The sequence below is a fragment of the Microbacterium sp. NPDC090225 genome, assembly GCF_044772365.1.
Taxonomy (GTDB): Bacteria; Actinomycetota; Actinomycetes; order Actinomycetales; family Microbacteriaceae; genus Microbacterium.
The window spans coordinates 2,794,151-2,816,990 of the sequence record NZ_JBIVYS010000001.1 but is presented as its reverse complement, the minus strand read 5'-3'; the positions used below and the strand labels follow the sequence as shown (position 1 = coordinate 2,816,990).

Below are 22,840 nucleotides of genomic sequence, written 5' to 3'. Positions count from 1 at the left end.
TGCTGAGCACCTACCCCTGCGACGCAGCCGGGCGTCAGTCGCCGAAGGCGGCCAGCAGCTCCGAGAAGCGGTCGAGGTCTTCGGCCGACCAGCGGCGCAGCCGCTCGGCGAGGCGCGCCTCGTAGCGGGAGCGGGCGAGCGCGACGCGCTCCTGCGCGAGATCGGTGGCGACCAGCACACGGGCCCGGCGGTCGTCGGGGTCGGGAACGCTCTCGACCAGTCCCAGTTGCTCGAGCTGGCGCACGTGACGGCTGACGGCCGACTTGTCGGTCTGCAGGCGCTCGATGATCGCGCCGGCCGAGGTCGCCTTGCCCGTCGCGATCGACGTGAGCACCTGGTAGCCGAGGGGCTGCAGGTCCGGGTGCACGGTGGTCGCCGCCTCTCGCCAGCTCACCCGGATGCGGGCGAACAGCCGCCCCAGCTCGTGCTCGACGCGCGAGACGGCCTGGTCGATGTCGACGCTGCCGGGGTGCGCTGCCGGGTGCTCGGCGGGCTCGCCCTGGCGGGCGGGTTCGTCGGTCGAGGCGCTCATGGTCGCCAGCCTACTGGCGACGGTTCACTTGCCGGTCGGATCAGGCGATCGGGTCGGATCAGGCGGATGGCGACAGCATCCGCCTGATCCGGCACGAACGCCTGACCCCGGCAACGGAACCCCGGCCGTGTCAGACCTCCGACAGCAGCCGGAAGACCTTGGATGCCGCGTGGATCTCCTCGGGAGTGAGCTCGGCGACCACCGCGCGCAGGCGCACCCCGTGGTCGCGGCGCAACTCGGCGAGCGCCGCGCAGGCCGACGGCGTCGCCGTCAGCACGCGCAGGCGCCCGTCGCGCTCGTCCGGGCGGGACTCGATCAGACCGAGGTCCTCGAGCATCCGCACCTGGCGGCTCACGACCGACTTGTCCATCTCGAACCGCTCCGCCAGCTCGTGGGCGCTGACGGAGCCGGCCCGATCGATGAAGGTCAGCAGCTTGTAGCCGCCCACCTGCAGCTCGGGCGAGATGCGGGCGGCGGATTCCCGCCACAGCGTCCGCGTCCGCGCGAAGATGAGGTTGAGGTGCGTCTGCAGGTCACCCAGCGCGGTCTCCGCGTCGGGCGATGCGACGGCATCCGAGCCGATCATCTCAGCCCCTCGACTCCCGGTCTTCGCGTTCGAGAACGGTCGTCACCGACCCTGTCGACGGGGCGGAGGAAGAAGCGGATGCCGTTCCCGCGATGCGGATCGCACCGGTCGACATCGTCGCACCGACCTCGGCCTCCGAGACCTCGATCACCGACTCCTCGGCCTGCTCGCGCAGCTGCTCCGCGGCATTCTTGGTCGACAGCGGCTTGTTCTTGATGAACGCGATCGCGATGACGGCGATGACCGCGAGCGGGATGGCGATGATGAAGGCATCCGCGATGCCGTGGCCGTACGCACCCTCGACGATCGCGCGGATCGTGTCGGGCAGCTGGCCGACCTTCGGCACATCGCCCGAGGCGAGGTGCTGCAGGGCATCGATCTCGTCCTGCGTCGACGGCACGAAGTCCTTCAGCGAATCGGTCATGTACCCGGCGACGCTCGTCGAGAGCAGCGAACCCATGACGGTGACGCCGATGGTACCGGCGATCGTGCGGAAGAAGTTCACGTTCGACGAGGCCGCACCCAGCTGCTGCGGGGCGGTGTCGTTCTGCACGATGAGCGTGAGGTTCTGCATGACCATGCCGAGGCCCGCGCCGAGCACGAACATGTACACGGCCACCAGCGGGAACGGGGTGTCGTAGCGCAGCGTCGACATCAGGCTCACGCCGACCGTGGTCAGCACGGAGCCCGTGAGCATCCAGCCCTTCCACTTGCCGAAGCGGCTGACGAGCTGGCCGATGATGATCGACGCACCCATCTGGCCGATGATCATCGGGATCGTCATGAGACCCGACTCGGTCGGCGTGGCGCCGCGGGCCAGCTGGAAGTACTGGGCGAGGAACACCGAGGTGGCGAACATCGAGACGCCGATCGCGATCGATGCGATGACCGAGAGCGTGAAGGTGCGGTTGCGGAACAGCGACATCGGCACGATCGGTTCCTTGACGAAGAACTCGACGGTGATGAACGCGGCGATCGCGACGCCGGCGATGACGGCGAGCATGATGCTGGTCGACGAGTCCCACTCGAACTGGCTGCCGCCCATCGAGACCCAGATGAGGAGGGTCGAGACGCCGACCGCGAGCAGCACGATGCCGAAGTAGTCGATCGAGACCTTGCTGTCGCGCTGCGGCTTGGGCAGGTGCAGCGTGAACTGCAGGAGCACGAGGGCGAGGAGCGCGAACGGCACGCCGACGAAGAAGTTCGAGCGCCAGCCCCACACGTCGGTGAGGAGTCCGCCGAGCAGCGGGCCGCCGATGGTGCCGAGGGCCATGATGCCGCCGACGACGCCCATGTACTTGCCGCGCTCACGCGGCGAGATGATGAGGGCGACCGCGATCATGACGAGCGACATGAGACCGCCGACGCCGATGCCCTGGATGACGCGCACCGCGATGAGCATGTTCGTGTCGGTCGAGAACCCGGCGATCACGGTGCCGGCCGTGAAGAGGATGAGCGAGATCTGAACGAGGATCTTGCGGTCGACGAGGTCGGCCAGCTTGCCCCAGATCGGGGTGGAGACGGCGGTGGCGAGCAGGCTCGCGGTGATGACCCAGGTGTACTGGGACTGCGTGCCGCCGAGGTCGGCGATGATGACCGGCATCGAGGTCGACACGACGGTGCCCGAGAGCACGGCGACGAACATGCCGACGACGAGCCCGGAGATCGCGGTGAAGACCTCGCGTGGTGAGCGCACGGTGTCGTGCGCGGGTGAAGAGGTGGTTGTCACAGGGGAACGCTCCAGCGTAGAAAGTTGATAAGTGTCAACCATACGCCGTTAGTTGCAAAAGTGCAACTGTTGACGGGGAGCAACCACCCGCACCGCCATCTACCCCGCGGCCACCCCCAGGATCCGCTGCAGTGTGTCGGCGGTGACCCGCCGCCGGACCGGACCCTCCTCGACGGCGAGCTCGGCGATCGTCGTGCGTCCGCACCCCGTCGCCGCCGCGATCCGCCGCAGCGACCAGCCGCGCGAGCGCAGGTCGCGGATGCGCGCGGCCGCCGCCCCGGAGTCGAGGGTCTCGGCCCGCGGCGCGACCCCCGCCGCACGGGCGAGGCCGCGCCGATGCTCGGCCCGGGCCTCGGTGCACGAGACCCCGTCGTCGCCGCGCGGGCACAGGCGCCGGTCACGACATCCCATGAAGTAGCCGTTCGGGGTGCCGTGATCGATCGGCGACCCCTCCCCCGCCGCCCGGCGCGAGACGTACTCGTGCACGTAGCGGCGACGCGACTCGGCGCAGGTCACCGCGCCCAGACGCCGGTTCGGGCACGACTTCGGGTCGCGGCATCCGCGGGCGTACCCCCAAGGCGTGCCGTGCACCTCGCGCACACCGCGCGGCGAGACGACACCGCCCGGCGAGACCACGCCGCCCGGCGGCACCACGACCTCATCGACGTCGCCCGAGCGGGGAACGGGCTGATCGAGCGGCATCCGCGCCAGTCGGTAGTCGCCGCGCCGCCGCAGCGCCGCCTCGGCGCACGTGAGGATCTCGGAATCGGGCCCCATCGGGCACATCGCCCGGGTGCGGCATCCCGCCTCGTAGCCGGCGACGCTTCCGTGCGGCGCCGACACCCAGACCGCGCGCCCGGTCATGACCGCCGGGCGGCCGGTTCGGCTCGGAGCACCCGCTCGGCCGCACCGATGATCTCGTCGACGCTGCGCCGCGCGTCGATCGTGAACCCGTTCTCGTGGCCCGCGAGCGGCTCGAGGGTGTCGAGCTGCGAGTCGAGGAGCGCGAGCGGCATGAAGTGCTCGGAGCGCACCAGCATCCGCTGGGCGAGCACGCGCTTGGTGGTCTCGAGGTGCAGGAAGAACACCTCGGGGGCGTGCGCGCGCAGCACGTCACGGTAAGCGACCTTGAGCGCCGAGCAGGCGATCACGAGACCCGGCACGCGATGCCGGACGATCTCCTCGCCGACGGCGTCGAGCCAGGGGTCGCGGTCGGCATCGGTGAGCGGGATGCCGAGCGACATCTTCTCGACGCCGGCAGACGGATGCAGGTCGTCGGCGTCACCGAACGGCAGCCGCAGCCGGTCGGCCAGGGCGGCACCGACCGTCGACTTGCCGGAGCCGGCGACGCCCATCACCACGACGAGCGGACGGGAGGCGGTCAGCACGGTCATCACGCCTTCCCGAACTGCAGCAGCACCTTGCTCGACACCGTCGGATCGGCGGCGGTCGCGAAGGCGTCGGCGGCGGAGCGCCAGCGCTTGACGTGGCTGATCACGGGCGCGATGCGCAACGTACCGTCGGCGAGCGCCGCGATCACCTCGTCGATCTCGTCGTTGAAGCGGAACGAGCCGAGCAGATCGAGCTCGCGCGCGATCGCGAGCGCGACCTGCACGGGCTGCGGACCGCTGGGCAGGAGTCCGACCATCGCGACGACGCCTCCGCGGGCGGCCCCGCGGATCGCCGTGTCGAGGCCCTGCGGGCTGCCGGACGACTCGATCACCACGTCGGCGTCGACGGCCTGGACGTCCGCGGCATCGGGCTGCTGCAGCACGACGTCGGCGCCGAGCTCCTGAGCGATGCGCAACGGGCGCTCGTGCAGATCGACGGCGGTGATGTGCCGCGCACCGCGGGCCTTGAGCACCGCGACCGCGAGCAGACCGATCGGCCCGCATCCGACGACGAGCGCCGACAGATCCGACACGTCACCGATCCGGTTGACGGCGTGCCAGGCGACGCTGGCGGGCTCGATGAGCGCCGCCTCCTGCAGATCGATCCCCTCGGGGAGGGCGCGCAGCATCCGCGTGGGCATCGCGACCCGGTGCGCGAACGCACCGTCGCGATGCGGGAAGCGCGCGGCCGAGCCGAGGTACCCGCCGCCCGCGATGTTGGGGCGGTCGATCGGATGCCGGACGTGCTCCTGCGCCGGGGTGGCGGGGTGCACGGCGACCCGCGCACCCTCCCACGGCCCGCTGCCGTCGGCGGCGGCCCGCCGGACCACACCGACGACCTCGTGCCCGAGCACCATCGGCGCGCGGAGGATCGACTCCCCCGCGGCTCCGTGCTTCCAGTAGTGCAGGTCGGACCCGCAGATGCCGCCGTAGACGATGTCGATGACGGCCTCGTCGGGAGCGGGAACGGGCTCGGCGATCGGGTCGATGCGCAGGTCGCCGGCCTCGTGGATCACGATGGCGTGAAGGGCGGGGGTGCTCATGGATGCTCCGTCCGGATCAGGAGAACTCGATCAGTAGAACTCGATGGTGTCGACGACGTTGCGCTGGGGCGTGCCGTCGAGGAGGCGGGTGGCGTTGTCGGCGAACAGCTCGGCGATACGCCCGTCTTCGCGGGCGTCGAGCGCTGCGGTGTGCGGGCTCACCAGCACGTCGGGGTGCGACCACAGGGGGCTGTCCGACGGCAACGGCTCGACCTCGAACACGTCGAGCGCGGCGAAACCCACGGTTCCGGCGTCGAGCGCCTCGAGCAGGGCGGCCTCGTCGATGACGGTGCCGCGTCCGACGTTGACGAGCGTTGCGCCCGGGCGGAGCGCGGCGAAGAAGTCGGGGCCGACGAGGTGGTGCGTGGCGTCGGTGCCGGGCAGGGTCGCCACGACCGCGTCGACCTCGGGCAGCACCTCGGCGACGTCGTCCGGGTGGATGACGCGCGAGACGCCCGGAACGGATGCCCCGCTGCGCGAGGTGCCGATCACCGTCGTGCCGAGGGCGGCGAGCTGGCGTGCGACGGCCTGCCCGATGCCGCCGAGACCGAGCACGAGCACCGTCTGGTCGGCGACCTGCGACATGACCCAGCGGCCGCTCCACTCGCGCTCGCGCTGCTGGCGCTGCAGCCGGGGCAGGTGCTTGGCGCCGGCGAAGACGCCGAACACCGCGAACTCGGCGAGCGCATCGCCGTGCACACCGGCCGAGGTCGTGAAGGTCACCCGCCGCAGCTCGTCGTCGGTGAGCTGCGCGGCGCGCACCTGACCGCCGCCACCGGCGGCCATCGTGTGCACCCAGCGCAGTGCCGGGTTGGCGCGCACCGCGCGGGCGAGGGCGGCGGGGTCGACGTCGGGGATGCCGTACAGCGCCTCGGCCGAGTCGATCAGCGCCTCGTAGGCGGCCTGCTGCTCGGGCGTGCGGCGGAACGACGGGTCGCCGGAGAAGTCGGCGGGATGCCGCATCGGCGGCAGCAGCGTCTGATCGACGACGAGGTCGATGCGCGGCTCGCGAGCGACCAGCAGATCGCACAGCTCGGGGGCGAGGGGCGCGGCGACGACGACGCGCAGGCGGTCGCTAGCCGTCGTGTCGCTCATCGCAGGACCGCCACGGCTTCGGCGATCTTCTCGAGCGCGGCGGTGATCGTGCCGAGGTCGGTCGCGAACGAGATGCGGAAGAAGGGCGAACTGCCGTAGGCGGAACCCTGGATCACGGCGACGCCGGCCTGGTCGAGCAGGTAGAACGTCACGTCCTGGTCGTCGGTGAGCACCTTTCCCTCGGAGGTGGTGCGGCCGATGAGGCCCGCGCAATCGACGTAGAGGTAGAACGCGCCGTCGGGCACGAGCGGGGTCAGCCCGTCGATCGCGCGGAGACCCGCCACGGCGACGGCGCGCCGCTCGCGGTACACCGGCACCGACTCGGCGATGAAGTCCTGCGGCCCCTCGAGCGCCGCGGCCGCGGCGGCCTGGCTGATCGACGACGGGCACGACGAGGTCTGCGACTGCAGGGTGTTGATGGCGCCGACGAGGGCGGGGTCACCCGCCGCATAGCCGAGGCGCCAGCCCGTCATCGCGTACGACTTCGAGACGCCCGAGACCACGAGCACGCGGTGGCGCAGGTCGGGGGCGACCGCGGCGAGGCTCGGGGCGGGGGTGCCCGTGAACGAGATCTCGCTGTAGATCTCGTCGGAGAGCACCGACACCGCGGGGTGACGACGCAGCACCTCGGCGAGGGCCGACAGCTCCTGCTCGGTGTGGATCGCGCCGCTCGGGTTGCCCGGACTGTTCAGGATCAGCCAGGTCGTGCGGTCGGTGATCGCGGCCTCGAGCTGCGCGGCCGTGACCTTGTAGCCGTTCTCGGCCGACGTCGGCACGATCACAGGGGTTCCCTCGTTCGCGCGCACCATGTCGGGGTACGACACCCAGTACGGCGCGGGGATGAGCACCTCGTCGCCGGCATCCACCGTCGCCATGAGCGCGAGGAAGATGACCTGCTTGCCTCCGCCGCCGACGGTGATCTCGGCATCCGAGTACTCGATGCCGTGTGTGCGCTGCAGCGCACCACGGATCGCCTGGCGCAGCCGCGGCGTGCCGTTGACGGGCGTGTACTTGGTCTCGCCGGCCTCGATGGCCGCGATCGCCGCCTGCTTGATGTGCGCGGGGGTGTCGAAATCGGGCTCGCCGACGGTGAGGTCGAGGATGCTGCGCCCCTGACCCTTCAGCTCGCGCACGCGTGCCGCGGCCGCCGTACTGGGCGAGGGCTTGATGCGTCCGAGGCGCTCGGCGGCGCGGAACGAGGACGCAGGGGTCTCGGTGCTCGCGGTCACGATGCATCCTCGATGTCGGAGGTGAGGCCCTTGGCCGTGAGCACCTCGGTGAGGTTGCAGAGCTCGATGGTCGTGCCGCCGGCCCAGTACTTCGTGATGAGCTCGGCCTCGTGCGCGTCGCGCGCCGCCGACAGCTCGGCCGCCTCGCGCACCTCTTCGCGGCGCACGACGACGATGCCGTCGGCGTCGCCCTTGACGATGTCGCCGGGGCGGATCAGCTCGCCCGCGAAGACGACGGGCTGGTTGAGCGCCCCGAGGGTCTCCTTGACCGTGCCCTTGATCGAGACGCTGCCCGAGAAGACGGGCAGGCCCAGCTCGCGCAGCTCCTGCGTGTCGCGCACGCCGGCGTCGGTCACCAGTGCGGCGATGCCCTTGGCCTTGCAGGCGTTGCCGAGCACGTCGCCGAACATGCCGGCCTCGGCGAACTCGCCCGCCGAGACGATGAGCACGTCTCCGGGCTGCGCGTAGTGGATGGCGACCTGCAGCATGAGGTTGTCACGCGGGGCGCAGACGACCGTGAACGCCGAGCCGACGAACGACATGTCGCGGTCGATGGGGGTGATGTTCGAGTTGAGCGCGCCGCGGCGGCCCTGTGCCTCGTGGATGGTGGCGGCGGTGAATTCGCCCAGGCGGGCGATGTCGGATGCCTCGGCGCGATCGATCTTGGTGGTGACGTGAACCATGGTGTCGTTCCTCTTACTCTGCTTTACTCGGCGTCTCGTTTACTCGGCGCTCGCGGCGGACGCCGCGGACTGCACGAGCTCGGCGTCACGGCGATCGAAGGTGAGTCCGCCGGGCACCTGGAAGGTGGGCATGAGCTCGATGAGCCCGATGTTCACGTGCGACGGGGCGTCGACCGCGTAGTCGATGGCCGCGACGATGTCGTCGACCGTGAGCGACTCGAAGCCCTCGTAGTAGGTGGCCCAGGCGGCGGCATCCGTCTCGGGCGTGCCACCCAGGTTGCGCGAGAAGATCTCGGTCTCGATGCGGCCCGGGCTCAGCTCGGTGACGCGCACCCGCTTGCCGAGAGCGTCGTTGCGCAGCTGGCGCGACAGCTGGTGCACGGCGGCCTTGGTCGCGTGATAGGCCGTGTGGCCGAAGAAGTTGTAGTGCCCGGCGATCGACGAGATGTTGAGCACGTGGCCGCGGTCGCGCTCGACCATGCCCGGGTAGAGCAGGCGCAGGATCTGCATGACCGCCGTGAGGTTGACCTCGACGAGGTCGTCGAGGTCGTCGGCCGAGGCGTCGAGGATGTTGCCCGCGCGGCTGACGCCGGCGCTGTTGAGCACGATGTCGGCTTCCACCCCGTCGAGCGCATGCGTGAGGGCGGCGGTGTCGCGCACGTCGAGCGCGTGGGTGATCACGCCCTTCTCGGCGAGGGCCGCCAGCCGCTGCTCGTCGCGGGCGATCGCGTGCACGGTGAGACCCTTCGCGAGGAAGAGGTCGATCGCGCCGCGGCCCACGCCGCTCGTCGCGCCCGTGACGACGGCGGTGCGGTAGTCGGAGAAAGTCATAGGAGGGTCCTTCCGGTGGTGGCTGTGGAGAGGGCGTCCAGCGCGTCGAAGACGGAGCGGACGCGAAGGCGGAGCGCCTCGAGCTCGACGAGCTCGGCGCGGGCACGGGCCGCGGCATCGGATGCCGAGAGCCGCCGGAAGCGGAGGTGCTGCCCCGGGCGCACCTGGGCGAGCACATCGAGCGAGCCGGAGGTCACGACCGCCAGCACCGGGTACCCGGCGGTCACGCCGCGCCCGCGGTGCAGCACGAGCAGCTCATTGCCCGGCGGGACCTCGACGGCCCCCACGGGGACACCGCGCGAGAGCACCTCGCCCTGCGTGCGACGCTCGGGCAGCGGTCCCGTCATGCGCAGCCCGATGTGGTTGCTCTTCGGGGTGACGAGATAGGGCTGGGCGAACAAGCGGTCGGCCGTGCCGGCGAAGTCGTCGAGGTCGGGGCCGTCGGTGACGTCGACGATGAAGCCCGTGGGCAGTCGCGGCACGTCGAGGTCGTAGAGCTCGGCGGTGAAGTGCGCGTTGAAGACCGGGGCCGTGGCGGCGCGCAGAGCGATCCGCTCGCCGGCGACCAGGCGCCCGCCGAAGCCGAGCACCGAGTCGGGGGCACAACTGCCGAGCAGCTGCGGCACGTCGAACGATCCGCGCACGGCGAGGTAGCAACGCAGGCCGCCCTGGATCTGCCGCAGGGCGATCGCCTCGCCCGCGCGCACCGAGACCGGCTGGTTCGTCGGCCGGCCGACGCCGTCGACGGTCAGGTGCCCATCGGCGCCGGAGACCGCGATGAGGATGTCGATGTCGGCGACGAACTCGGCGTCGAGCGCGGTTATCTCGAGCACCGGGGCGGTCTCGGGGTTGCCGACGAGGATGTTCGCGATCCGGGCCGAGCGCTGGTCGAGCGCGCCGTTGACCGGCACTCCGAAGCGGGGGCCCCGGCGCCGCCCGAGGTCGGTGACCTGGGTGGATCCGGCCTCGACGACCGTCAGCGCCCCGGCGTTCACGGCATCCGCATTCACGATGCCACCATCCGGGTGCCGAGCAGGGCGTCGTATTCCGCCTGGTCGATCGCGCGGAAGCGGATCAGGTCGCCGGGCTCGTAGGGCACGAACGGTTCGGCCGCGAGGTCGAGCACGACGAGCGGGGTGCGCCCGATGAGCGGCCAGCCGCCGGGGGCCGCGGCCGGAGTGATCGTCGCCTGACGACCGGCGACCGACACCACTCCCTGCGGCACGTGCGCCCGCGGGCTCGCGAGGCGCGGAACGGGCAGGGGGAACGGCGGGCCGTCGAGCATGGGCGAGCCGCCGGGAGCCCCGAGGCAGCGCACCACGTAGGTCGGCTCGGAGTGCAGGCGGACGACGTCGGCGACGCTCAGACCCTGGGCATCGGCGACGGTGCGGAGGTCGAGTTCGCCCTCGGTGTCGTAGAGCACGGGTACGTCGAAGGTGCGCGGGCGGTCGGTGAGCGGGCGGTCGTGATCGAGGCCGTCGACCACGTGCGCGAGGTACTCGCCGAGACGCTCGAGCGACACCTCCGCGGGGTCGATCTCGATGAGTGCCGCGTCGTAGGTGGGGATGACGCACTCGACGCCGGGCACGTGGGCCGCGTCGACGAAGCGGGCGAGGTGGTGCACGAGGCGCCAGCCCGCTTCGCGGTCGGCGAGGGTGCTGGCGACGCGCAGCGCGGAGTTGCCGCTGGGCGAGATGACGACGGATGCCGATGACATGGGTTCGCTCACGCCAGCCAGTCCGCGAGCGGGGCGATCTCGACGCCCGCCGATTCGAGGCCCGCGCGGATCTGGCGGGCGAGCTCCACCGCGCCGTCGGTGTCGCCGTGCACGAGCACGGTGTCGCAGGCGACGGGGATGAGCACGCCGTTGCGGCTCTCGATCACGCCGTCGACGACCATCCGCACGGTGCGCCGTCGGATCTCGTCGGCATCGTGGATCACGGCGCCGGGCTCGGTGCGACGAACCAGGGTGCCGTCGTCCTCGTAGGCGCGGTCGGCGATGCCGACGATGCCCACCCGCAGGCCCGCGGCCCGAGCGGCATCCGCGAGCTTGCCGTCCTGGGCGAGCACGATGAGCTCGGGGTTCAGACGCGCGGCGGCGGTGGCGACGGCATCCGCGTAGTCCTCGCGCACCGCGACGAGGTTGCCGAGCCGGCCGTGCGGGGCGAGGTGCGTGACGTGCGTGCCGTGGAAGGCGGCGATCGCCTGCAGCGCACCGAACTGGTAGAGCACGTCGGTGCGCACCTCGTCGGCCGTGAGGCCCATGTCGCGACGCCCGAAGCCCTGCAGATCCGGGAACGAGGGGTGGGCGCCGATGCCGACGCCGCGCTGCACGCAGGCCCGGACGGTCTCGTCCATGATCTGCGAGTCGCCGGCGTGGAAGCCGCACGCGATGTTGGCCGAGGTGAGCACGTCGAGGAGGGCGGCGTCGTCACCCATCCGCCATGGGCCGAAGCCCTCACCCAGGTCTGCGACCAGGTCGATCCTGCGGGTCATCGCCAGCTCCTCTCGTCGTCGATTCCGCCGTCGGGAAAAGGCTAGGACGCGCGGCATCGGAAGGTGCAGGATCGTGCCGCTTCCGTGCCGGATGCCCCGCCCGAACACGGTGTTTCCAGGCATCCGCTCTGCTGCTCTTGGCAAAATCCGTGCCATACTGCCTTCCGATCACCGGGACCCTTCGCTACCATCGAGCCATGGCCGTTCCCGCTCGCCGCGTTCAGCGCCGCGTCACCCTCACCGAGATCGCCGAGGCGCTCGGCGTCGCCCCCTCGACGGTCTCGCGCGCCCTCTCGAACCCCAACCGCGTGAGCCCGGCGATGTACGAGCGCATCACCAGCAAGGCGCAGGAGATGGGCTACACCTCGGCCCTCCTGCCCGCCGCCGAGAACCGCCTCGCGCGCGGCACGATCGCGCTCGTGCTCCCGAACCTCACCAATCCGTTCAACCTCGACGTGACCCGTGGCGCGCAGGCGCAGATCCGCGCGGCGAGCTACCTGCACCTGCTCGTCAGCACCGAGGAGTCGCTGCCGATGGAGGAGCAGTGGCTGCGCGAGCTCGCCCGCACGGTCGACGGCATCGTCGTGTCGTCGCCGCGCATCGATGACGAGGCCCTGCGCGCGGTCGCGCAGATCGCGCCGACCGTGGTGATCAACCGCCAGTCCCCCGGTCTCTCCGGCGTCGTGATCGACACCCCCGCCGGCCTCGCCCAGGCCGTGCACTACCTGCACTCGCTCGGACACACCCGCATCGCCTACGTGCGCGGCCCGCACGGCTCCTGGACCGACGGCACGCGCTTCGACGCGATCACGGCCGCGGCCGAGGAGGACGGCGTCGACCTCGTCGCCGTCGGCCGCTACCACGTGACCCTCGCGAACGGGGCGGCCGCAGCGGATGCCGTCGTGCTCACCCGGGCGACCGCCTGCATCTTCTTCAACGACGTGCTCGCGATCGGGGCGCTCGACCGGTTCCGCCAGCTCGGCGTCTCGATCCCCGACGACCTCAGCGTGGTCGGCTGCGACGACATCTTCGGCTCGTCGTTCTCGCATCCGCCGCTGACCACCGTCACCTCGCCGGGTGAGAGCGCCGGCCGCGCCGCGGTCGACATGCTGATCGGCCGCTTCGCGACCCGCGACCGCTCCGACCGCATCGACCACATCTCGGCGCACCTCACGGTGCGGGCATCCACCGGTCCCCGCAAGGCCTGACGCCCGCTCCTTCTCCTTCTTTTCTCCGCGAGGGGTCACGACACGCCCTGAACCGGTGCCGCGTTGCGGCGTGTCCTGACCTCTCACGGCTTCCCGCGTGCACGAAGGGCCCGGGATGCCGAAGCTTCCCGGGCCCTCGAGGCATCCGTCGTCAGGGGACGAGGATCGACGCGGTGACCGCGTCCTTCTCCTTCTGGGTCTGCTGCACGTCGTCGACCTCGTCGAGCGAGTAGCGGCGGGTCTCCTTGGCGGTGAGCGCCGCGATCACGGCGATCGCCATGAGTCCGAGCCCGAGGAGCGCCGGCCCGAACCAGTTCTGCAGGTCTTCCCCGGCGAGCGCCGTCGAGGCCACCGGCCCGATGGCACCGGCGATCGCGAAACCGATCTGCGTGCCGACCGCGAGGCCCGAGACGCGGACGCGGTTCGGGAACATCTCGGCGAAGAACGCAGGCCACGCGGCGTTGGCCGTCGAGTAGAAGAAGCCGTTGCAGAGGATGCCGAGCGTGAAGATCAGCGGCCAGTTGCCCTCGCTGATCGCCCACAGGTACGGAACGGTCGTGACACCGGCGCCCACGGCTCCGATGATGAAGACCGTCTTGCGGCCGATGAGATCGGAGATGTACCCGGCGAACGGCGTGTAGAGCAGCGCGAGCAGGCTGGCGAGCACGGGCACCCAGAGCATGGTCGACTTGTCGAGGCCGTATCCGGTGGTCGCGAAGGCGACCGAGAACGTGGCGAAGAGGTAGCTGACGCCGGCGATCATGGCGCAGGCGGCGACGCGGATGATCGTCACCCAGTGGAAGCGCAGCACCTGCTTGATCGGCGGCAGCTGCGCCTTGATCGCCTGGGTCTCGACGAACGACGGCGGCTCTTCGAGGTTGCGGCGGATGAGGTACGCGACCACGACGACGACCGCAGAGAGCCAGAACGGGATGCGCCAGGCCCAGCCGAGCAGGTCTTCGGTCGGGAGCGCCGCGAACGGGATGAAGACGGCGGTCGCGAGCAGGCCGCCCGAGGCGGAACCGCTGGTGACGAAGCTCGTGGTGAAGCCGCGACGGTTGTCGGAGGCATGCTCGAGGCTCATCGAGATCGCGCTGGCCTGCTCGCCCGACACCGACAGGCCCTGGATGATGCGGATGACGACCAGCAGGATCGGGGCGAGGATGCCGATCTGCTCGAAGGTCGGCAGGCAGCCGATGATGAACGTGCAGATGCCGATGCCGAACAGCGTCAGCATCATGACGAACTTGCGGCCGAAGCGGTCGCCGAGCGGGCCGAGGATGAAGGCGCCGAGCGGGCGGACCACGTAGCCGACCGCGAGCGTCATCATGCTGAGCAGCACGCGCACGCCCTCGGGGAGCTCCGGAGGGAAGAACAGCTGATTGAGCACGAGCGCTGCGGCCGTGCCGTAGACGGCGAAGTCGTAGTACTCCAGGGTCGTGCCGACCCACGACGCGATCGCCGCTTTCGCGGGCGTCTTCTTGGGAATTTCAGTATTCGTCATTTCGCCTCCATTGGCGGACTCTCAACACGTACCACGATCGAGCGTCAGGCGCCGATGTCGGGGGTGCGCGGGTCCGCTAGCTGATTCATGGGCGGCGCTTTCGCTCGCTTGAGAGGACTGTATGGATCGCCGATCCGGCAAGACAAGCGATGTGCCACAGATGTGCCACGCGATCCTTGTGATACCGCGCTTTTTCGATACCCGCGTCATCTGATCGTCACGTTGTTGCCATCCGATTTGCCAAGGATTGCCCTCGTTCGACGCCGATTTCCGAGGCCGACGAGAGCGCATCGACGCTACGCTCGAACCGCTACAGCCGACGGGGAGGGTCGCTTCATGAACGCAGCACCGGGATGGTACGACGCGGGCACGCCGGGACGCGTGCGCTGGTGGGACGGCACGCAGTGGACGGCGCACGAGGCGGATGCTCCGGCTGCGGTCGCGGCATCCGCACCGCCCCAGCACATACCGCTTCAGCACGTGCCGCCTCAGCATGCGCCCACGTCGTCGGCACCGGCGCAGCCGTCGTCGGCTCCGGTCGGCCCCGCTCCCGGCTGGTACGTCACCCCCGCAGGCCCCGCGCGCTGGTGGGACGGCCGCAAGTGGACCGGCCTGCGCTTCCGCAAGGACGGCACCCCGGGCACCGATTGGGGCAGCACGGAGCAGGTCGGCTTCACCTGGGCCCTCGGCGTGATCTTCCTCGCGCTGGCGAGCGTGCAACTGGTGCTCGGCATGGTCACGCCCGGTGTGTCGTTCGCAGGATTCCCCCTGCTGCTCGTCGCGGCGCTGTGGTTCGGCATCGCGATCCAGACGACGATCGTACTCCGCATCCCGGTGCCGGCATCGGCGCCGCTGATGCTCGACATCGTCCGCCCGTTTCCCGGCGAGCAGGAGGGTCCCGGCGCCGGCTGGTACCCGATCACCGGCACCGCGAGCCGTTGGTGGACCGGTGCGCGCTGGGCCGAGTACACGAACTCCCGCTTCGGCATCCGCCCCACCTTCCACGCGGCGCGGTCTCTGGCCGCTCTGCGGGCCACAGCGATCGGAGTGTTCGCGCTCGCGGCGCTCGTCGTGGTCGTCGGGATCGTGTTCATCGTCATCAGCACGAACGACCCCGGCAATTACGTGGCGGTGGTCGTCGGATGGGTCATGGCGATCGGCGGCGTGCTGTTCGCCGGCCTGGGTGCCACCGTGATCGCCATGAACCGCTACCAGGCCCGGCTGCTCCTGCCGCCCTCCGAGCCGCCGCGGGCCTGGCTTCCGCCGGCGGCACCGGCGCGCCCCTGAGTTCCGCGGGCAGCACCGCGCTCCGATCTGCGCCGGGCCCGGCTGTCAGCCCCGCCCTGCCGACAGCTCGTCGCGGAGCAGCGCAGCACCGGCGCTGAGCGCGCTGAGCTTGCCCAGCGCGACGTCGCGCGGAAGGGGCGCCATGCCGCAGTTCGTGCTCGGCACGAGCTTGTCGGCGTCGACGAACGCGAGCGCATCGCGCAGGGTGTCGGCGACCTGCTCGGGCGTCTCGACCGTCGTGCTCGACACGTCGATCGCGCCGAGCATGACCTTCTTGCCACGGATGAGCTCGATGAGGTCGAGCGGCACGTGCGAGTTCGCGCGCTCGAGCGACACCGTGTCGATGATCGACCGCTGCAGCAGCGGGAACGACTCCTCGTACTGGCGCCACTCCTCCCCGAGCGTCGCCTTCCAGTCATTGTTCGCCTTGATGCCGTAGCCGTAGCAGATGTGCACGACGGTCTCGGCGCGCAGTCCCTCGGCGGCCCGCTCGAGCGTCGCGACGCCCCAGTCCTTGAGCTCGTCGAAGAAGACGTTGAACGCGGGCTCGTCGAACTGGATCACATCCACGCCGGCGGCCTCCAGCTCGCGTGCCTCCTGGTTGAGGATCGTCGCGAACTCCCAGGCCAGCTTCTCGCGGCTGCGGTAATGGCGGTCCGAGAGCGTGTCGATCATCGTCATCGGGCCGGGCAGCGCCCACTTGATCGGCTGATCGGTCTGCTGGCGGAGGAAGCGCGCGTCGTCGACGAACACCGGCTTCTCGCGGCTGACGGCACCGACGACGGTCGGCACGCTCGCGTCGTAGCGATCGCGGATGCGCACCGTCTCGCGCTGGTCGAAGTCGACACCGCTGAGGTGCTCGATGAACGTCGTGACGAAGTGCTGGCGGGTCTGCTCGCCGTCGCTGATCACGTCGATGCCGCGCCGGGTCTGCTCCTGCACGGCGCTGCGCAGCGCATCCTGCTTGCCCTCGGCCAGGGCATCGCCCTCGAGCTTCCAGGGCGACCAGAGGGTCTCGGGCTGCGCGAGCCAGGAGGGCTTCGGAAGGCTGCCGACGATCGAGGTGGGGAGAAGCGTGTTCATATCGGGTGAGGCTCCGCGGGTCACGCGGCCGCGACCGGGTAGCCGGCGGCCCACTGGGCGAGCACTTCGCCGTGGGGTTTCATGAAGTGCTCCTCCGTGTGCTTGCCCTGCGCGAGCGCGAGCTGGCTGCGCTCCTCGCGGTCGTACGCGATCTGGGTCGACGAGTAGTCGTTCTGACCGAGGCTCGGGCGGTAGATGCTCGCCGCCGCGGAGTTGGCGTTGTAGACCTCCGGACGGTAGATCTTCTGGAACGTCTCCATCGTCGCGATCGTGCCGATGAGCTGCAGATCGGTGTAGTCGTTCAGCAGGTCGCCCTCGAAGTAGAACGCGAGCGGCGCCACGCTTCCGGGAGGCATGAAGTACCGCACCTGCAGGCCCATCCGCCCGAAGTACTCGTCGGTCAGGGAGTGGTCGTCCTGCAGGTACTCGACGCCGAGCACCGGGTGGTGGTTCTCCGAGCACCGGTACTCCTTGCTCGTCGAGACGCTGATGCAGATGACGGGCGAGGTCGTGAAGCGCTCCCGGTAGGCCTCCGAGGCGAGGAATCGCCGGAACAGCTTGCCGTGCAGACCGCCGAAGTCCTCGGGCAGCGTGAACGTACCGGCCGCCTCGGTGACCGCCGGCAGCAGCACGCTGAAGTCGTAGTCGCGCACGTAGGACGAGAAGTTGTTGCCCACGATCCCGTGGTGGCGGCGGCCGCTCACGCGGTCGACGATCTGGATGTCGAGCACCTCGAGCAGCGGGAACCGCTTGTCTTCACCCTCGGCCTCGAACTCGAGCCCGGCCGAGATGATGTCGAGCTCGAGCGTGTAGCGGTCGCGGGCCGGGTTGTCCCAGTGGGCGAGGTCGTTGAACCGCCGGTCGATCATCGTGAGGGCGTTGCGCAGGTTCTGCTGACGGTGCTCGCCACGCGCGAGGTTCGCGAAATTCGTGGTGATGCGGGAGTCGCTCGACGGCGAGTAGTCCTCGTCGAAGCGCGTGGTGGTGATGTGGAACGTGAAGTCGTTCGCCATGAGAGGCCCATCTGCTGAATGATCGGCCGAGAGGCCGCGGGGAAGTCTGTAGCTCCATCGTGCAACCAGACACCGGTTATCAGGTAACTTGCCGCGGCTATGCATCCATATAGGCTCTCCCTATGGCTCGCTCGTCCAGCGGCATCACGCTGCAGCAACTCCACTACTTCGTCGAGGTCGCGGCGGAGGGATCGATCAGTGCGGCCGCCGACCTGCTCTACGTCTCGCAGCCGACCATGTCGGCCGCGATGAAAGACCTCGAGTCGCGGGCGGGGCGCACGCTTCTGCTGCGATCGGCGCGCGGCGTGACGCTCACCGCCGACGGCGCGGAGTTCCTCGGCTATGCGCGGCAGGTCACCGAGCAGGTCGAACTGCTCGAGCAGCGCTACCTCGGCCGCCCGCCGTCGCGGCGCCTGCTCGGCGTCTCGGCGCAGCACTACTCGTTCGTGATCGACGCGTTCGTGCGGATGGTGAAGACCAGCGGCGCCGCGGAGTACGAGTTCTCGCTGCGCGAGACGCGCACGTGGGACATCATCGAAGACGTCCGCACCCTGCGCAGCGAGATCGGCATCCTGTACCGCAACGACTTCAACCGCAGCGTCATCGACAAGCTGCTGCGCGACTCGGGGCTCGCCTTCCGCCCGCTCTTCCTCGCCGACCCGCATATCTTCATCTCGCGCAAGAACCCGCTGGCCGCCCGCGAGCGGGTCACCCTCGACGATCTCGCCGGCTTCCCGCGGCTCACCTTCGACCAGGGAGCGAACAACTCCTTCTACTTCGCGGAGGAGATCCTCTCCACCCTGTCGACCCCGCAGGAGATCCGCGTCTCGGATCGCGCCACCATCTTCAACCTCATGATCGGCCTCGATGGCTACACGATCTCGACGGGAATCATCAGCGACGACCTCGACCCCGAGATCGCCGCGATCCCCCTCGACGTCGACGAGCGCATCGAGATCGGGTGGATAGGCCACTCCGCGATCCCGCTCACCGAGCAGGCGCAGCGGTATCTGGAGGAGCTGCGGGCGGTGGTGTCGGACTTCGGGGTGGAGTTGATCGACTGAGCGCTGAGCTCGGCGGCGGCGGGGAGTCCGCTCCGATCGGCGAGCGCGCGGGATCCCGGTCGCGGATTGCGCTGGCTAGAGTCGGAGCATGGTCGAGGTCATCGGTGGGTCGGGTCCTGCTGTGCTGCTGCTTCCGGGCGGCGCGGAGGCGGTGTCGGGGTTCTTCCCCGGACTGATCGAGGAGCTGACGGCCGACCCCGGCTACCGCATCATCCTCTTCGACCGCCCGGGCAACGGCCCCTCCGATGCGCGAGACGGACTGCGGATCGCGGCATCCGCCCTGCACGAGGCGATCGCCGAGGCCGGCACCGGGCCGGTGATCGCCGTGGGCCAGAGCCTCGGCGGCGCGGCTGCACTCCTGCTGGCGTCGCAGCATCCGGATGATGTCGCCGGCCTCGTGCTGCTCGACCCGACGCCGATCAACGATCCCGATCTCGCAGCGAAGGTCGCTTCCCGGGCACGCATGAGCGTGACCCTGTTCGAGGCGCCCGTCATCGGAAGGCTCCTGCGCGGCGCTCTCCGGCGCAGCGCACGGAGGTCGGCCGACCGGCACGGGATGGATGCCGCCGCACGAGCGGCCATGCTCGCCATGACCGATCTGATGCGCGCAAACTCGGGCGCGCGGTCGCCGGGATCGAAGCCCTCTCCCGCGACCTCGACCTCGCCGGGCTGTCGGGCATCCCGGCAGTCGTGGTCACGGCCGACCGCACGCCGAGCGATCCGATCCGTCGCGCCCACAGCGCTCTCGCCGAGACGCTGGGTGCCCGGCTGGTGAGCTGGCCGAAGGCGGAGCACGCCGTGCACCTAACACATCCGCACGAGGTGCTCGAGGAGTTCCGGAGCGTCGCCGCCGCGAGCTGAAGCGATCAGGTAGGGGTGGTGCGCGTCGCGAACGAAGAGCAGGATCGAAGAGAGGCAGACGACGCACGAGAAGGGCACGCCCATGGCCACCGCAGAACCGCACCCGCCGGCACCCGATGCCCTGCTCGCCGACCTCGACGAGGCGGAGTGCTGGCGTCTGCTCGAAGCGACGGAGCTCTGCCGGTTGGCGTTCACGGCCGCCGATGGACGCCCGGACATCCGGCCGGTGAACCATCTCGCCGTCGAGCGCAGCATCTACATCCGCTCCGCCGCCGATGCGAAGTTCCTGGCGGTGGCGTCACCGTCCGCGGTGGCCCTGGAGGTGGACGGGGAGACCGCCGACGCGTACTGGAGCGTGGTGGTGCGCGGAGAGGCGGAGCAGGTCACGAGCGAGTCGGAGCTGTATCACTCCGGCGTCGAGCACCTCGCCTCATGGACGCCGACGCCGAAGCAGTTCGTCGTCAAGGTCGCCTCACCGACCGTGACGGGGCGGGTGTTCCCGAAGAGGCCCCGCGTCACGCTCCCCGTCTACGCCGTGCCCCTCACGGATGCGGCCCGAGCGCAGCATCGCACCGAACGCGGCGAGCGCCCCTCCCCCATCCCGCATTTCGAGCCGCCGGCGTCGTGAGTGCGGCTCGGGCCGATACGCGAAAGGCCCCCGATCTCTCGAGGGCCTTCCGGTGGGTCAGCGTCAGCGTCAGGGAACGATGACCGCGCGACCCCGGATGCTGTTCGAGGCGAGATCCTCGTAGGCCTTCGGGCCGTCGTCGAGCGAGTACGACTCGGTCTGCACGTGGATCTTGCCGGCGCGGGCGAGGTCGAGCACCTCGATCAGCTCGGAGCGCGAACCCCAGTACGGCACGCGCACGGCGGCGTCATAGGCGATCGAGCCGAAGCCGAGTGTCATGTTCCCGCCGCCTATGCCGACGATCGTGACGTCGGCCTCGAGCGCGGCGACGCTCTGCGCGAGGGCGATCGTCGGGTTCGCGCCGACGAAGTCGAACACGGCGTTGGCACCGAGGCCGCCGGTGATCTCGCGGATCTTCTCGGCCGCGGACGCATCGCTGATCAGTACGTGATCCGCCCCGACCTCGGTGGCGAGGCGCAGCTTCTCGTCGTTCACGTCGAGCGCGATGACGGTGGCGCCCGAGACGGACTTCAGGATCTGGATGCCGACGTGCCCGAGCCCGCCGGTGCCGATGACGACCGCGAACGTGCCGGCGCCGAGCTTCGGGAGCGAGTTCTTGATCGCGTGGTACGGGGTGAGCCCGGCATCCGTCAGCGAGACGTTCTGCACGGGGTCGAGGTCGCCGAGCGGCACGAGGTGGCGGGCGTCGTCGACGATCATGTACTCGGCCATCGATCCCTGGCTTCCCAGCCCGGGAGGACGGATGCCTTCGGCGGCGGCGTTCGTGCAGTAGTTCTCCTTGCCCATCGAGCAGTTGTGGCAGCGGCCGCAGCCCCAGGGCCCGTAGACCGCCACGGCATCCCCGACCTTCAGGGTGGAGTCGACGCCCTCGCCGATCTCGTGCACGATGCCCGCACCCTCGTGGCCGAGCGTCAGCGGCAGCGGGTAGCCCTGCTCGAGGTAGTCCTTCTCGGGCAGGCCCATGACGTAGTCGTCGGAGTGGCAGACGCCACCCGCGGTGATCTTGAGCAGCACCTGACCGGGGCCGGGCTTCGGAATCGGGATGTCGACGACCACCGGGGGCTTGCCGATCTCGACGTAACGGAGGGCTTTCATGTACTTCTTCTTCCTGCCGAACGAGCGGTCTGCCGCGCGGTGCGGAAGGCGGGAACGCTCGACGGCGTCCCTTCCATTGTCTGCCCGGGGCGGGGGTGGGTGGCGCGCGGGCGGATGCCATGATGTGAGGATGAGCCGCTTCGCCTCGAGAACGATCACCCTGAAGCAGGAGTACGTGCTTCTTTTCGTCACCGTCGTGCTCTCGTTCGTCGGGGGCGCGCTGGCCATCTGGGGCGCCCCGTGGAATCTCCTGCCTTTCGCGGTGGGCAACGTGATCGGGATCCTCCTGCTGCTGCTCGCCCTCGCGATCTCCGTGCTGGTGAAGCCGCAGGACGGAAGCCGTTGGGGGTGGCTCCTCGTGATCCTGATCGGAGCGGGCGGCGCCTGGACCGCCACCCGCGGCCTCGGTTCCGTCATCGGCATCGGACTGGCGATCCTCATCGTGATCCCGATCCTGCTCGTACGGCAGTACCGGAAGGCGTCGAAACGGTAGACCTCGAAACGGTAGGTTGGCATTCGGGCGGGTGCTGAAGACGCTCGTAAATCAGGAGAAACGGGTTTTTCTCTCCTGCCCCTTCGCTTCGAGCTCCCCGAGGACACGACCATGACGGACGAGACCAGCGCCTCCCCCTCCCCGCGCCGTCGCGGGAAGCGGACCCTCGCGATCACCGCCGCCGCCGCCGCGGTCCTCCTCGTCGGCGGCATCACGGTGACGTCGGCGAGCATCGCACAGGCGGAGGCCGACGAGACCCTGCGCCTGTGCACGGCCGCCCTCGATGTCGGCGACGCCGCGGCGGAGGCTTCGGCCAGCGTCGCTCGCACGTGCCGATACCGCGCTCGAGGCCGTCGCCGCGACGACTCTCCCCGACACGGAGGGATGGGTCAGCGCGGACTACGCCGACCGTCCGGGCGCCGAGGAGGGTGACGCAGGCGAGGCGGGTGCCGCACGCCCGAGCGGTGCCGAGCGCATCGCCGTCGTCGCCGATGGACGGTCGTCGCTCGCAGACGCTGCCGTCACCGACGAGTGCGCGGACCGCGACGAGGCGGCGGCGATCGGCGAGCGCGCAGAAGCCACCACTGCGGATGCCGCCGCACTCGACGAGAGCGTGGCCGCGCTGACCGAGGACTTCGCCGACTTCCAGGCGGAGGAGACCGCGCGCATCGCCGCCGAGATCGAGGCTGCGCGTCTGGCCGCGGAGGCGGAGGCCCGGCGCCTCGCCGAAGAGGAAGCGGCGCGTCAGGCCGCGGCCGAAGAGGCTGCCCGTCAGCAGGCCGCTCAGCGGAACTGGAGCGACGGCGGGAGCCGTCCGCCGGCGAACTCCGGCGGCACCCCGCCCGCGGCCGGCGGCCCTCCGCCCGGCGGCCAGGTCGGCGGCGGACCCGTCGGATGCGTCGCCGACAACGGCATGGGCGGCACACGCCCCTGCTGAGAGTCGAGTCGACCGTACAGAACCGGCGGAC

General features: G+C 70.3%; 24 protein-coding genes. 7 read left to right on the top strand and 17 right to left on the bottom strand.

The features are described from left to right. Nucleotides 1–34 precede the first annotated feature (34 nt). The 13 genes from ACIQTT_RS13540 to ACIQTT_RS13480 form a co-directional block, all read right to left on the bottom strand. Complete coding sequence (locus tag ACIQTT_RS13540; protein WP_402790872.1) at nt 35–532, bottom strand: MarR family winged helix-turn-helix transcriptional regulator; 498 nt, start codon at nt 530–532, stop codon at nt 35–37. 130 nt (nt 533–662) lie between these two features. Beyond that, the gene (locus ACIQTT_RS13535) at nt 663–1,118 is read right to left on the bottom strand and encodes a MarR family winged helix-turn-helix transcriptional regulator (RefSeq protein ID WP_247624597.1); all 456 of its coding nucleotides are present in this window, start codon (nt 1,116–1,118) and stop codon (nt 663–665) included. A 1-nt stretch (nt 1,119) separates the two neighbouring features. Further along, nucleotides 1,120–2,889, bottom strand: a complete 1,770-nt coding sequence (locus ACIQTT_RS13530) for an MDR family MFS transporter (RefSeq protein WP_402790869.1) — start codon at nt 2,887–2,889, stop codon at nt 1,120–1,122. Nucleotides 2,890–2,946: 57 nt separating this feature from the next. Continuing rightward, nucleotides 2,947–3,711, bottom strand: a complete 765-nt coding sequence (locus ACIQTT_RS13525; RefSeq protein ID WP_402790866.1) for a helix-turn-helix domain-containing protein — start codon at nt 3,709–3,711, stop codon at nt 2,947–2,949. After that, complete coding sequence (locus ACIQTT_RS13520; protein WP_402790863.1) at nt 3,708–4,241, bottom strand: gluconokinase; 534 nt, start codon at nt 4,239–4,241, stop codon at nt 3,708–3,710. Before ACIQTT_RS13520 ends, ACIQTT_RS13525 begins: the two co-directional genes overlap by 4 nt. Beyond that, a complete protein-coding gene (locus ACIQTT_RS13515) occupies nt 4,241–5,281 on the bottom strand; it encodes a zinc-binding dehydrogenase (RefSeq protein WP_402790860.1) in 1,041 nt (346 codons plus the stop codon). The genes ACIQTT_RS13520 and ACIQTT_RS13515 overlap by 1 nt, the downstream gene beginning before the upstream one ends. Nucleotides 5,282–5,311: 30 nt before the next feature. After that, entirely contained in the window at nt 5,312–6,376 is a 1,065-nt protein-coding gene (locus ACIQTT_RS13510) for a D-2-hydroxyacid dehydrogenase (protein WP_402790857.1), read from the bottom strand. Then, nucleotides 6,373–7,605: an aspartate transaminase gene (locus tag ACIQTT_RS13505; protein WP_402790855.1), complete on the bottom strand. Its 1,233-nt coding sequence runs from the start codon at nt 7,603–7,605 to the stop codon at nt 6,373–6,375. Before ACIQTT_RS13505 ends, ACIQTT_RS13510 begins: the two co-directional genes overlap by 4 nt. Further along, the gene (locus tag ACIQTT_RS13500) at nt 7,602–8,288 is read right to left on the bottom strand and encodes a 4-carboxy-4-hydroxy-2-oxoadipate aldolase/oxaloacetate decarboxylase (protein WP_402790852.1); all 687 of its coding nucleotides are present in this window, start codon (nt 8,286–8,288) and stop codon (nt 7,602–7,604) included. The genes ACIQTT_RS13505 and ACIQTT_RS13500 overlap by 4 nt, the downstream gene beginning before the upstream one ends. A gap of 39 nt (nt 8,289–8,327) precedes the next feature. Further along, the gene (locus ACIQTT_RS13495) at nt 8,328–9,119 is read right to left on the bottom strand and encodes an SDR family oxidoreductase (protein ID WP_402790849.1); all 792 of its coding nucleotides are present in this window, start codon (nt 9,117–9,119) and stop codon (nt 8,328–8,330) included. Further along, a complete protein-coding gene (locus ACIQTT_RS13490) occupies nt 9,116–10,129 on the bottom strand; it encodes a biotin-dependent carboxyltransferase family protein (RefSeq protein WP_402790847.1) in 1,014 nt (337 codons plus the stop codon). The genes ACIQTT_RS13495 and ACIQTT_RS13490 overlap by 4 nt, the downstream gene beginning before the upstream one ends. Next, complete coding sequence (locus tag ACIQTT_RS13485) at nt 10,126–10,848, bottom strand: allophanate hydrolase subunit 1 (RefSeq protein ID WP_402790845.1); 723 nt, start codon at nt 10,846–10,848, stop codon at nt 10,126–10,128. Before ACIQTT_RS13485 ends, ACIQTT_RS13490 begins: the two co-directional genes overlap by 4 nt. Then, nucleotides 10,845–11,615, bottom strand: coding sequence for a LamB/YcsF family protein (locus ACIQTT_RS13480; protein WP_402790843.1), 771 nt, complete (start codon nt 11,613–11,615; stop codon nt 10,845–10,847). Before ACIQTT_RS13480 ends, ACIQTT_RS13485 begins: the two co-directional genes overlap by 4 nt. A gap of 197 nt (nt 11,616–11,812) precedes the next feature. Between ACIQTT_RS13480 and ACIQTT_RS13475 the strand changes: the two genes are divergently transcribed. After that, nucleotides 11,813–12,823: a LacI family DNA-binding transcriptional regulator gene (locus ACIQTT_RS13475; protein ID WP_247633888.1), complete on the top strand. Its 1,011-nt coding sequence runs from the start codon at nt 11,813–11,815 to the stop codon at nt 12,821–12,823. A gap of 151 nt (nt 12,824–12,974) precedes the next feature. Here the strand turns inward: ACIQTT_RS13475 and ACIQTT_RS13470 are convergent, their stop codons facing one another. After that, nucleotides 12,975–14,327 (bottom strand): MFS transporter, encoded by a 1,353-nt coding sequence (locus ACIQTT_RS13470; protein WP_402790841.1) that lies wholly within the window; start codon nt 14,325–14,327, stop codon nt 12,975–12,977. A gap of 336 nt (nt 14,328–14,663) precedes the next feature. On the opposite strand from ACIQTT_RS13470, the gene ACIQTT_RS13465 reads away from it, so the two are divergent. Further along, nucleotides 14,664–15,614 (top strand): DUF2510 domain-containing protein, encoded by a 951-nt coding sequence (locus tag ACIQTT_RS13465; RefSeq protein ID WP_402790839.1) that lies wholly within the window; start codon nt 14,664–14,666, stop codon nt 15,612–15,614. Nucleotides 15,615–15,659: 45 nt separating this feature from the next. On the opposite strand, the gene ACIQTT_RS13460 is transcribed toward ACIQTT_RS13465, so the two are convergent. Further along, a complete protein-coding gene (locus tag ACIQTT_RS13460) occupies nt 15,660–16,697 on the bottom strand; it encodes a methionine synthase (RefSeq protein WP_402790837.1) in 1,038 nt (345 codons plus the stop codon). A 20-nt stretch (nt 16,698–16,717) separates the two neighbouring features. Continuing rightward, nucleotides 16,718–17,710 carry a putative oxygenase MesX gene (locus ACIQTT_RS13455; RefSeq protein ID WP_402790835.1) on the bottom strand — a complete coding sequence of 331 codons (993 nt, stop codon included), beginning with the start codon at nt 17,708–17,710 and terminating at the stop codon, nt 16,718–16,720. A 122-nt stretch (nt 17,711–17,832) separates the two neighbouring features. On the opposite strand from ACIQTT_RS13455, the gene ACIQTT_RS13450 reads away from it, so the two are divergent. From ACIQTT_RS13450 to ACIQTT_RS13440, 3 genes are all read left to right on the top strand, one after another. Beyond that, on the top strand, nt 17,833–18,774 hold the full coding sequence (locus tag ACIQTT_RS13450; RefSeq protein ID WP_402790833.1) for a LysR family transcriptional regulator: 942 nt from the start codon (nt 17,833–17,835) through the stop codon (nt 18,772–18,774). Between the two features lie 88 nt (nt 18,775–18,862). Further along, nucleotides 18,863–19,549: an alpha/beta fold hydrolase gene (locus ACIQTT_RS13445; protein ID WP_402790831.1), complete on the top strand. Its 687-nt coding sequence runs from the start codon at nt 18,863–18,865 to the stop codon at nt 19,547–19,549. A gap of 168 nt (nt 19,550–19,717) precedes the next feature. Further along, nucleotides 19,718–20,263, top strand: coding sequence for a pyridoxamine 5'-phosphate oxidase family protein (locus tag ACIQTT_RS13440; RefSeq protein WP_402790828.1), 546 nt, complete (start codon nt 19,718–19,720; stop codon nt 20,261–20,263). Between the two features lie 69 nt (nt 20,264–20,332). Here ACIQTT_RS13440 and ACIQTT_RS13435 read toward each other — a convergent pair whose 3' ends face one another. Beyond that, nucleotides 20,333–21,379: an NAD(P)-dependent alcohol dehydrogenase gene (locus tag ACIQTT_RS13435; protein WP_247633866.1), complete on the bottom strand. Its 1,047-nt coding sequence runs from the start codon at nt 21,377–21,379 to the stop codon at nt 20,333–20,335. A 130-nt stretch (nt 21,380–21,509) separates the two neighbouring features. On the opposite strand from ACIQTT_RS13435, the gene ACIQTT_RS13430 reads away from it, so the two are divergent. Together ACIQTT_RS13430 and ACIQTT_RS13425 are read left to right on the top strand one after the other, a co-directional pair. Further along, complete coding sequence (locus ACIQTT_RS13430) at nt 21,510–21,872, top strand: hypothetical protein (protein ID WP_402790825.1); 363 nt, start codon at nt 21,510–21,512, stop codon at nt 21,870–21,872. Nucleotides 21,873–22,155: 283 nt separating this feature from the next. Beyond that, entirely contained in the window at nt 22,156–22,809 is a 654-nt protein-coding gene (locus ACIQTT_RS13425; RefSeq protein ID WP_402790822.1) for a hypothetical protein, read from the top strand. The last annotated feature ends 31 nt before the right edge of the window (nt 22,810–22,840 follow it).

What these genes read in the sequence shown, in the direction of transcription:
- ACIQTT_RS13465 (WP_402790839.1), top strand. Translation starts at nt 14,664, where the DNA reads ATGAACGCAGCACCGGGATGGTACGACGCGGGCACGCCGGGACGCGTG.
- ACIQTT_RS13435 (WP_247633866.1), bottom strand. Translation starts at nt 21,379, where the DNA reads ATGAAAGCCCTCCGTTACGTCGAGATCGGCAAGCCCCCGGTGGTCGTC.
- ACIQTT_RS13440 (WP_402790828.1), top strand. Translation starts at nt 19,718, where the DNA reads ATGGCCACCGCAGAACCGCACCCGCCGGCACCCGATGCCCTGCTCGCC.
- ACIQTT_RS13450 (WP_402790833.1), top strand. Translation starts at nt 17,833, where the DNA reads ATGGCTCGCTCGTCCAGCGGCATCACGCTGCAGCAACTCCACTACTTC.
- ACIQTT_RS13540 (WP_402790872.1), bottom strand. Translation starts at nt 532, where the DNA reads ATGAGCGCCTCGACCGACGAACCCGCCCGCCAGGGCGAGCCCGCCGAG.
- ACIQTT_RS13500 (WP_402790852.1), bottom strand. Translation starts at nt 8,288, where the DNA reads ATGGTTCACGTCACCACCAAGATCGATCGCGCCGAGGCATCCGACATC.
- ACIQTT_RS13520 (WP_402790863.1), bottom strand. Translation starts at nt 4,241, where the DNA reads ATGACCGTGCTGACCGCCTCCCGTCCGCTCGTCGTGGTGATGGGCGTC.
- ACIQTT_RS13425 (WP_402790822.1), top strand. Translation starts at nt 22,156, where the DNA reads ATGTCGGCGACGCCGCGGCGGAGGCTTCGGCCAGCGTCGCTCGCACGT.
- ACIQTT_RS13445 (WP_402790831.1), top strand. Translation starts at nt 18,863, where the DNA reads ATGGTCGAGGTCATCGGTGGGTCGGGTCCTGCTGTGCTGCTGCTTCCG.
- ACIQTT_RS13455 (WP_402790835.1), bottom strand. Translation starts at nt 17,710, where the DNA reads ATGGCGAACGACTTCACGTTCCACATCACCACCACGCGCTTCGACGAG.
- ACIQTT_RS13510 (WP_402790857.1), bottom strand. Translation starts at nt 6,376, where the DNA reads ATGAGCGACACGACGGCTAGCGACCGCCTGCGCGTCGTCGTCGCCGCG.
- ACIQTT_RS13535 (WP_247624597.1), bottom strand. Translation starts at nt 1,118, where the DNA reads ATGATCGGCTCGGATGCCGTCGCATCGCCCGACGCGGAGACCGCGCTG.
- ACIQTT_RS13460 (WP_402790837.1), bottom strand. Translation starts at nt 16,697, where the DNA reads ATGAACACGCTTCTCCCCACCTCGATCGTCGGCAGCCTTCCGAAGCCC.
- ACIQTT_RS13530 (WP_402790869.1), bottom strand. Translation starts at nt 2,889, where the DNA reads ATGGTTGACACTTATCAACTTTCTACGCTGGAGCGTTCCCCTGTGACA.
- ACIQTT_RS13480 (WP_402790843.1), bottom strand. Translation starts at nt 11,615, where the DNA reads ATGACCCGCAGGATCGACCTGGTCGCAGACCTGGGTGAGGGCTTCGGC.
- ACIQTT_RS13430 (WP_402790825.1), top strand. Translation starts at nt 21,510, where the DNA reads ATGAGCCGCTTCGCCTCGAGAACGATCACCCTGAAGCAGGAGTACGTG.
- ACIQTT_RS13495 (WP_402790849.1), bottom strand. Translation starts at nt 9,119, where the DNA reads ATGACTTTCTCCGACTACCGCACCGCCGTCGTCACGGGCGCGACGAGC.
- ACIQTT_RS13470 (WP_402790841.1), bottom strand. Translation starts at nt 14,327, where the DNA reads ATGACGAATACTGAAATTCCCAAGAAGACGCCCGCGAAAGCGGCGATC.
- ACIQTT_RS13525 (WP_402790866.1), bottom strand. Translation starts at nt 3,711, where the DNA reads ATGACCGGGCGCGCGGTCTGGGTGTCGGCGCCGCACGGAAGCGTCGCC.
- ACIQTT_RS13475 (WP_247633888.1), top strand. Translation starts at nt 11,813, where the DNA reads ATGGCCGTTCCCGCTCGCCGCGTTCAGCGCCGCGTCACCCTCACCGAG.
- ACIQTT_RS13515 (WP_402790860.1), bottom strand. Translation starts at nt 5,281, where the DNA reads ATGAGCACCCCCGCCCTTCACGCCATCGTGATCCACGAGGCCGGCGAC.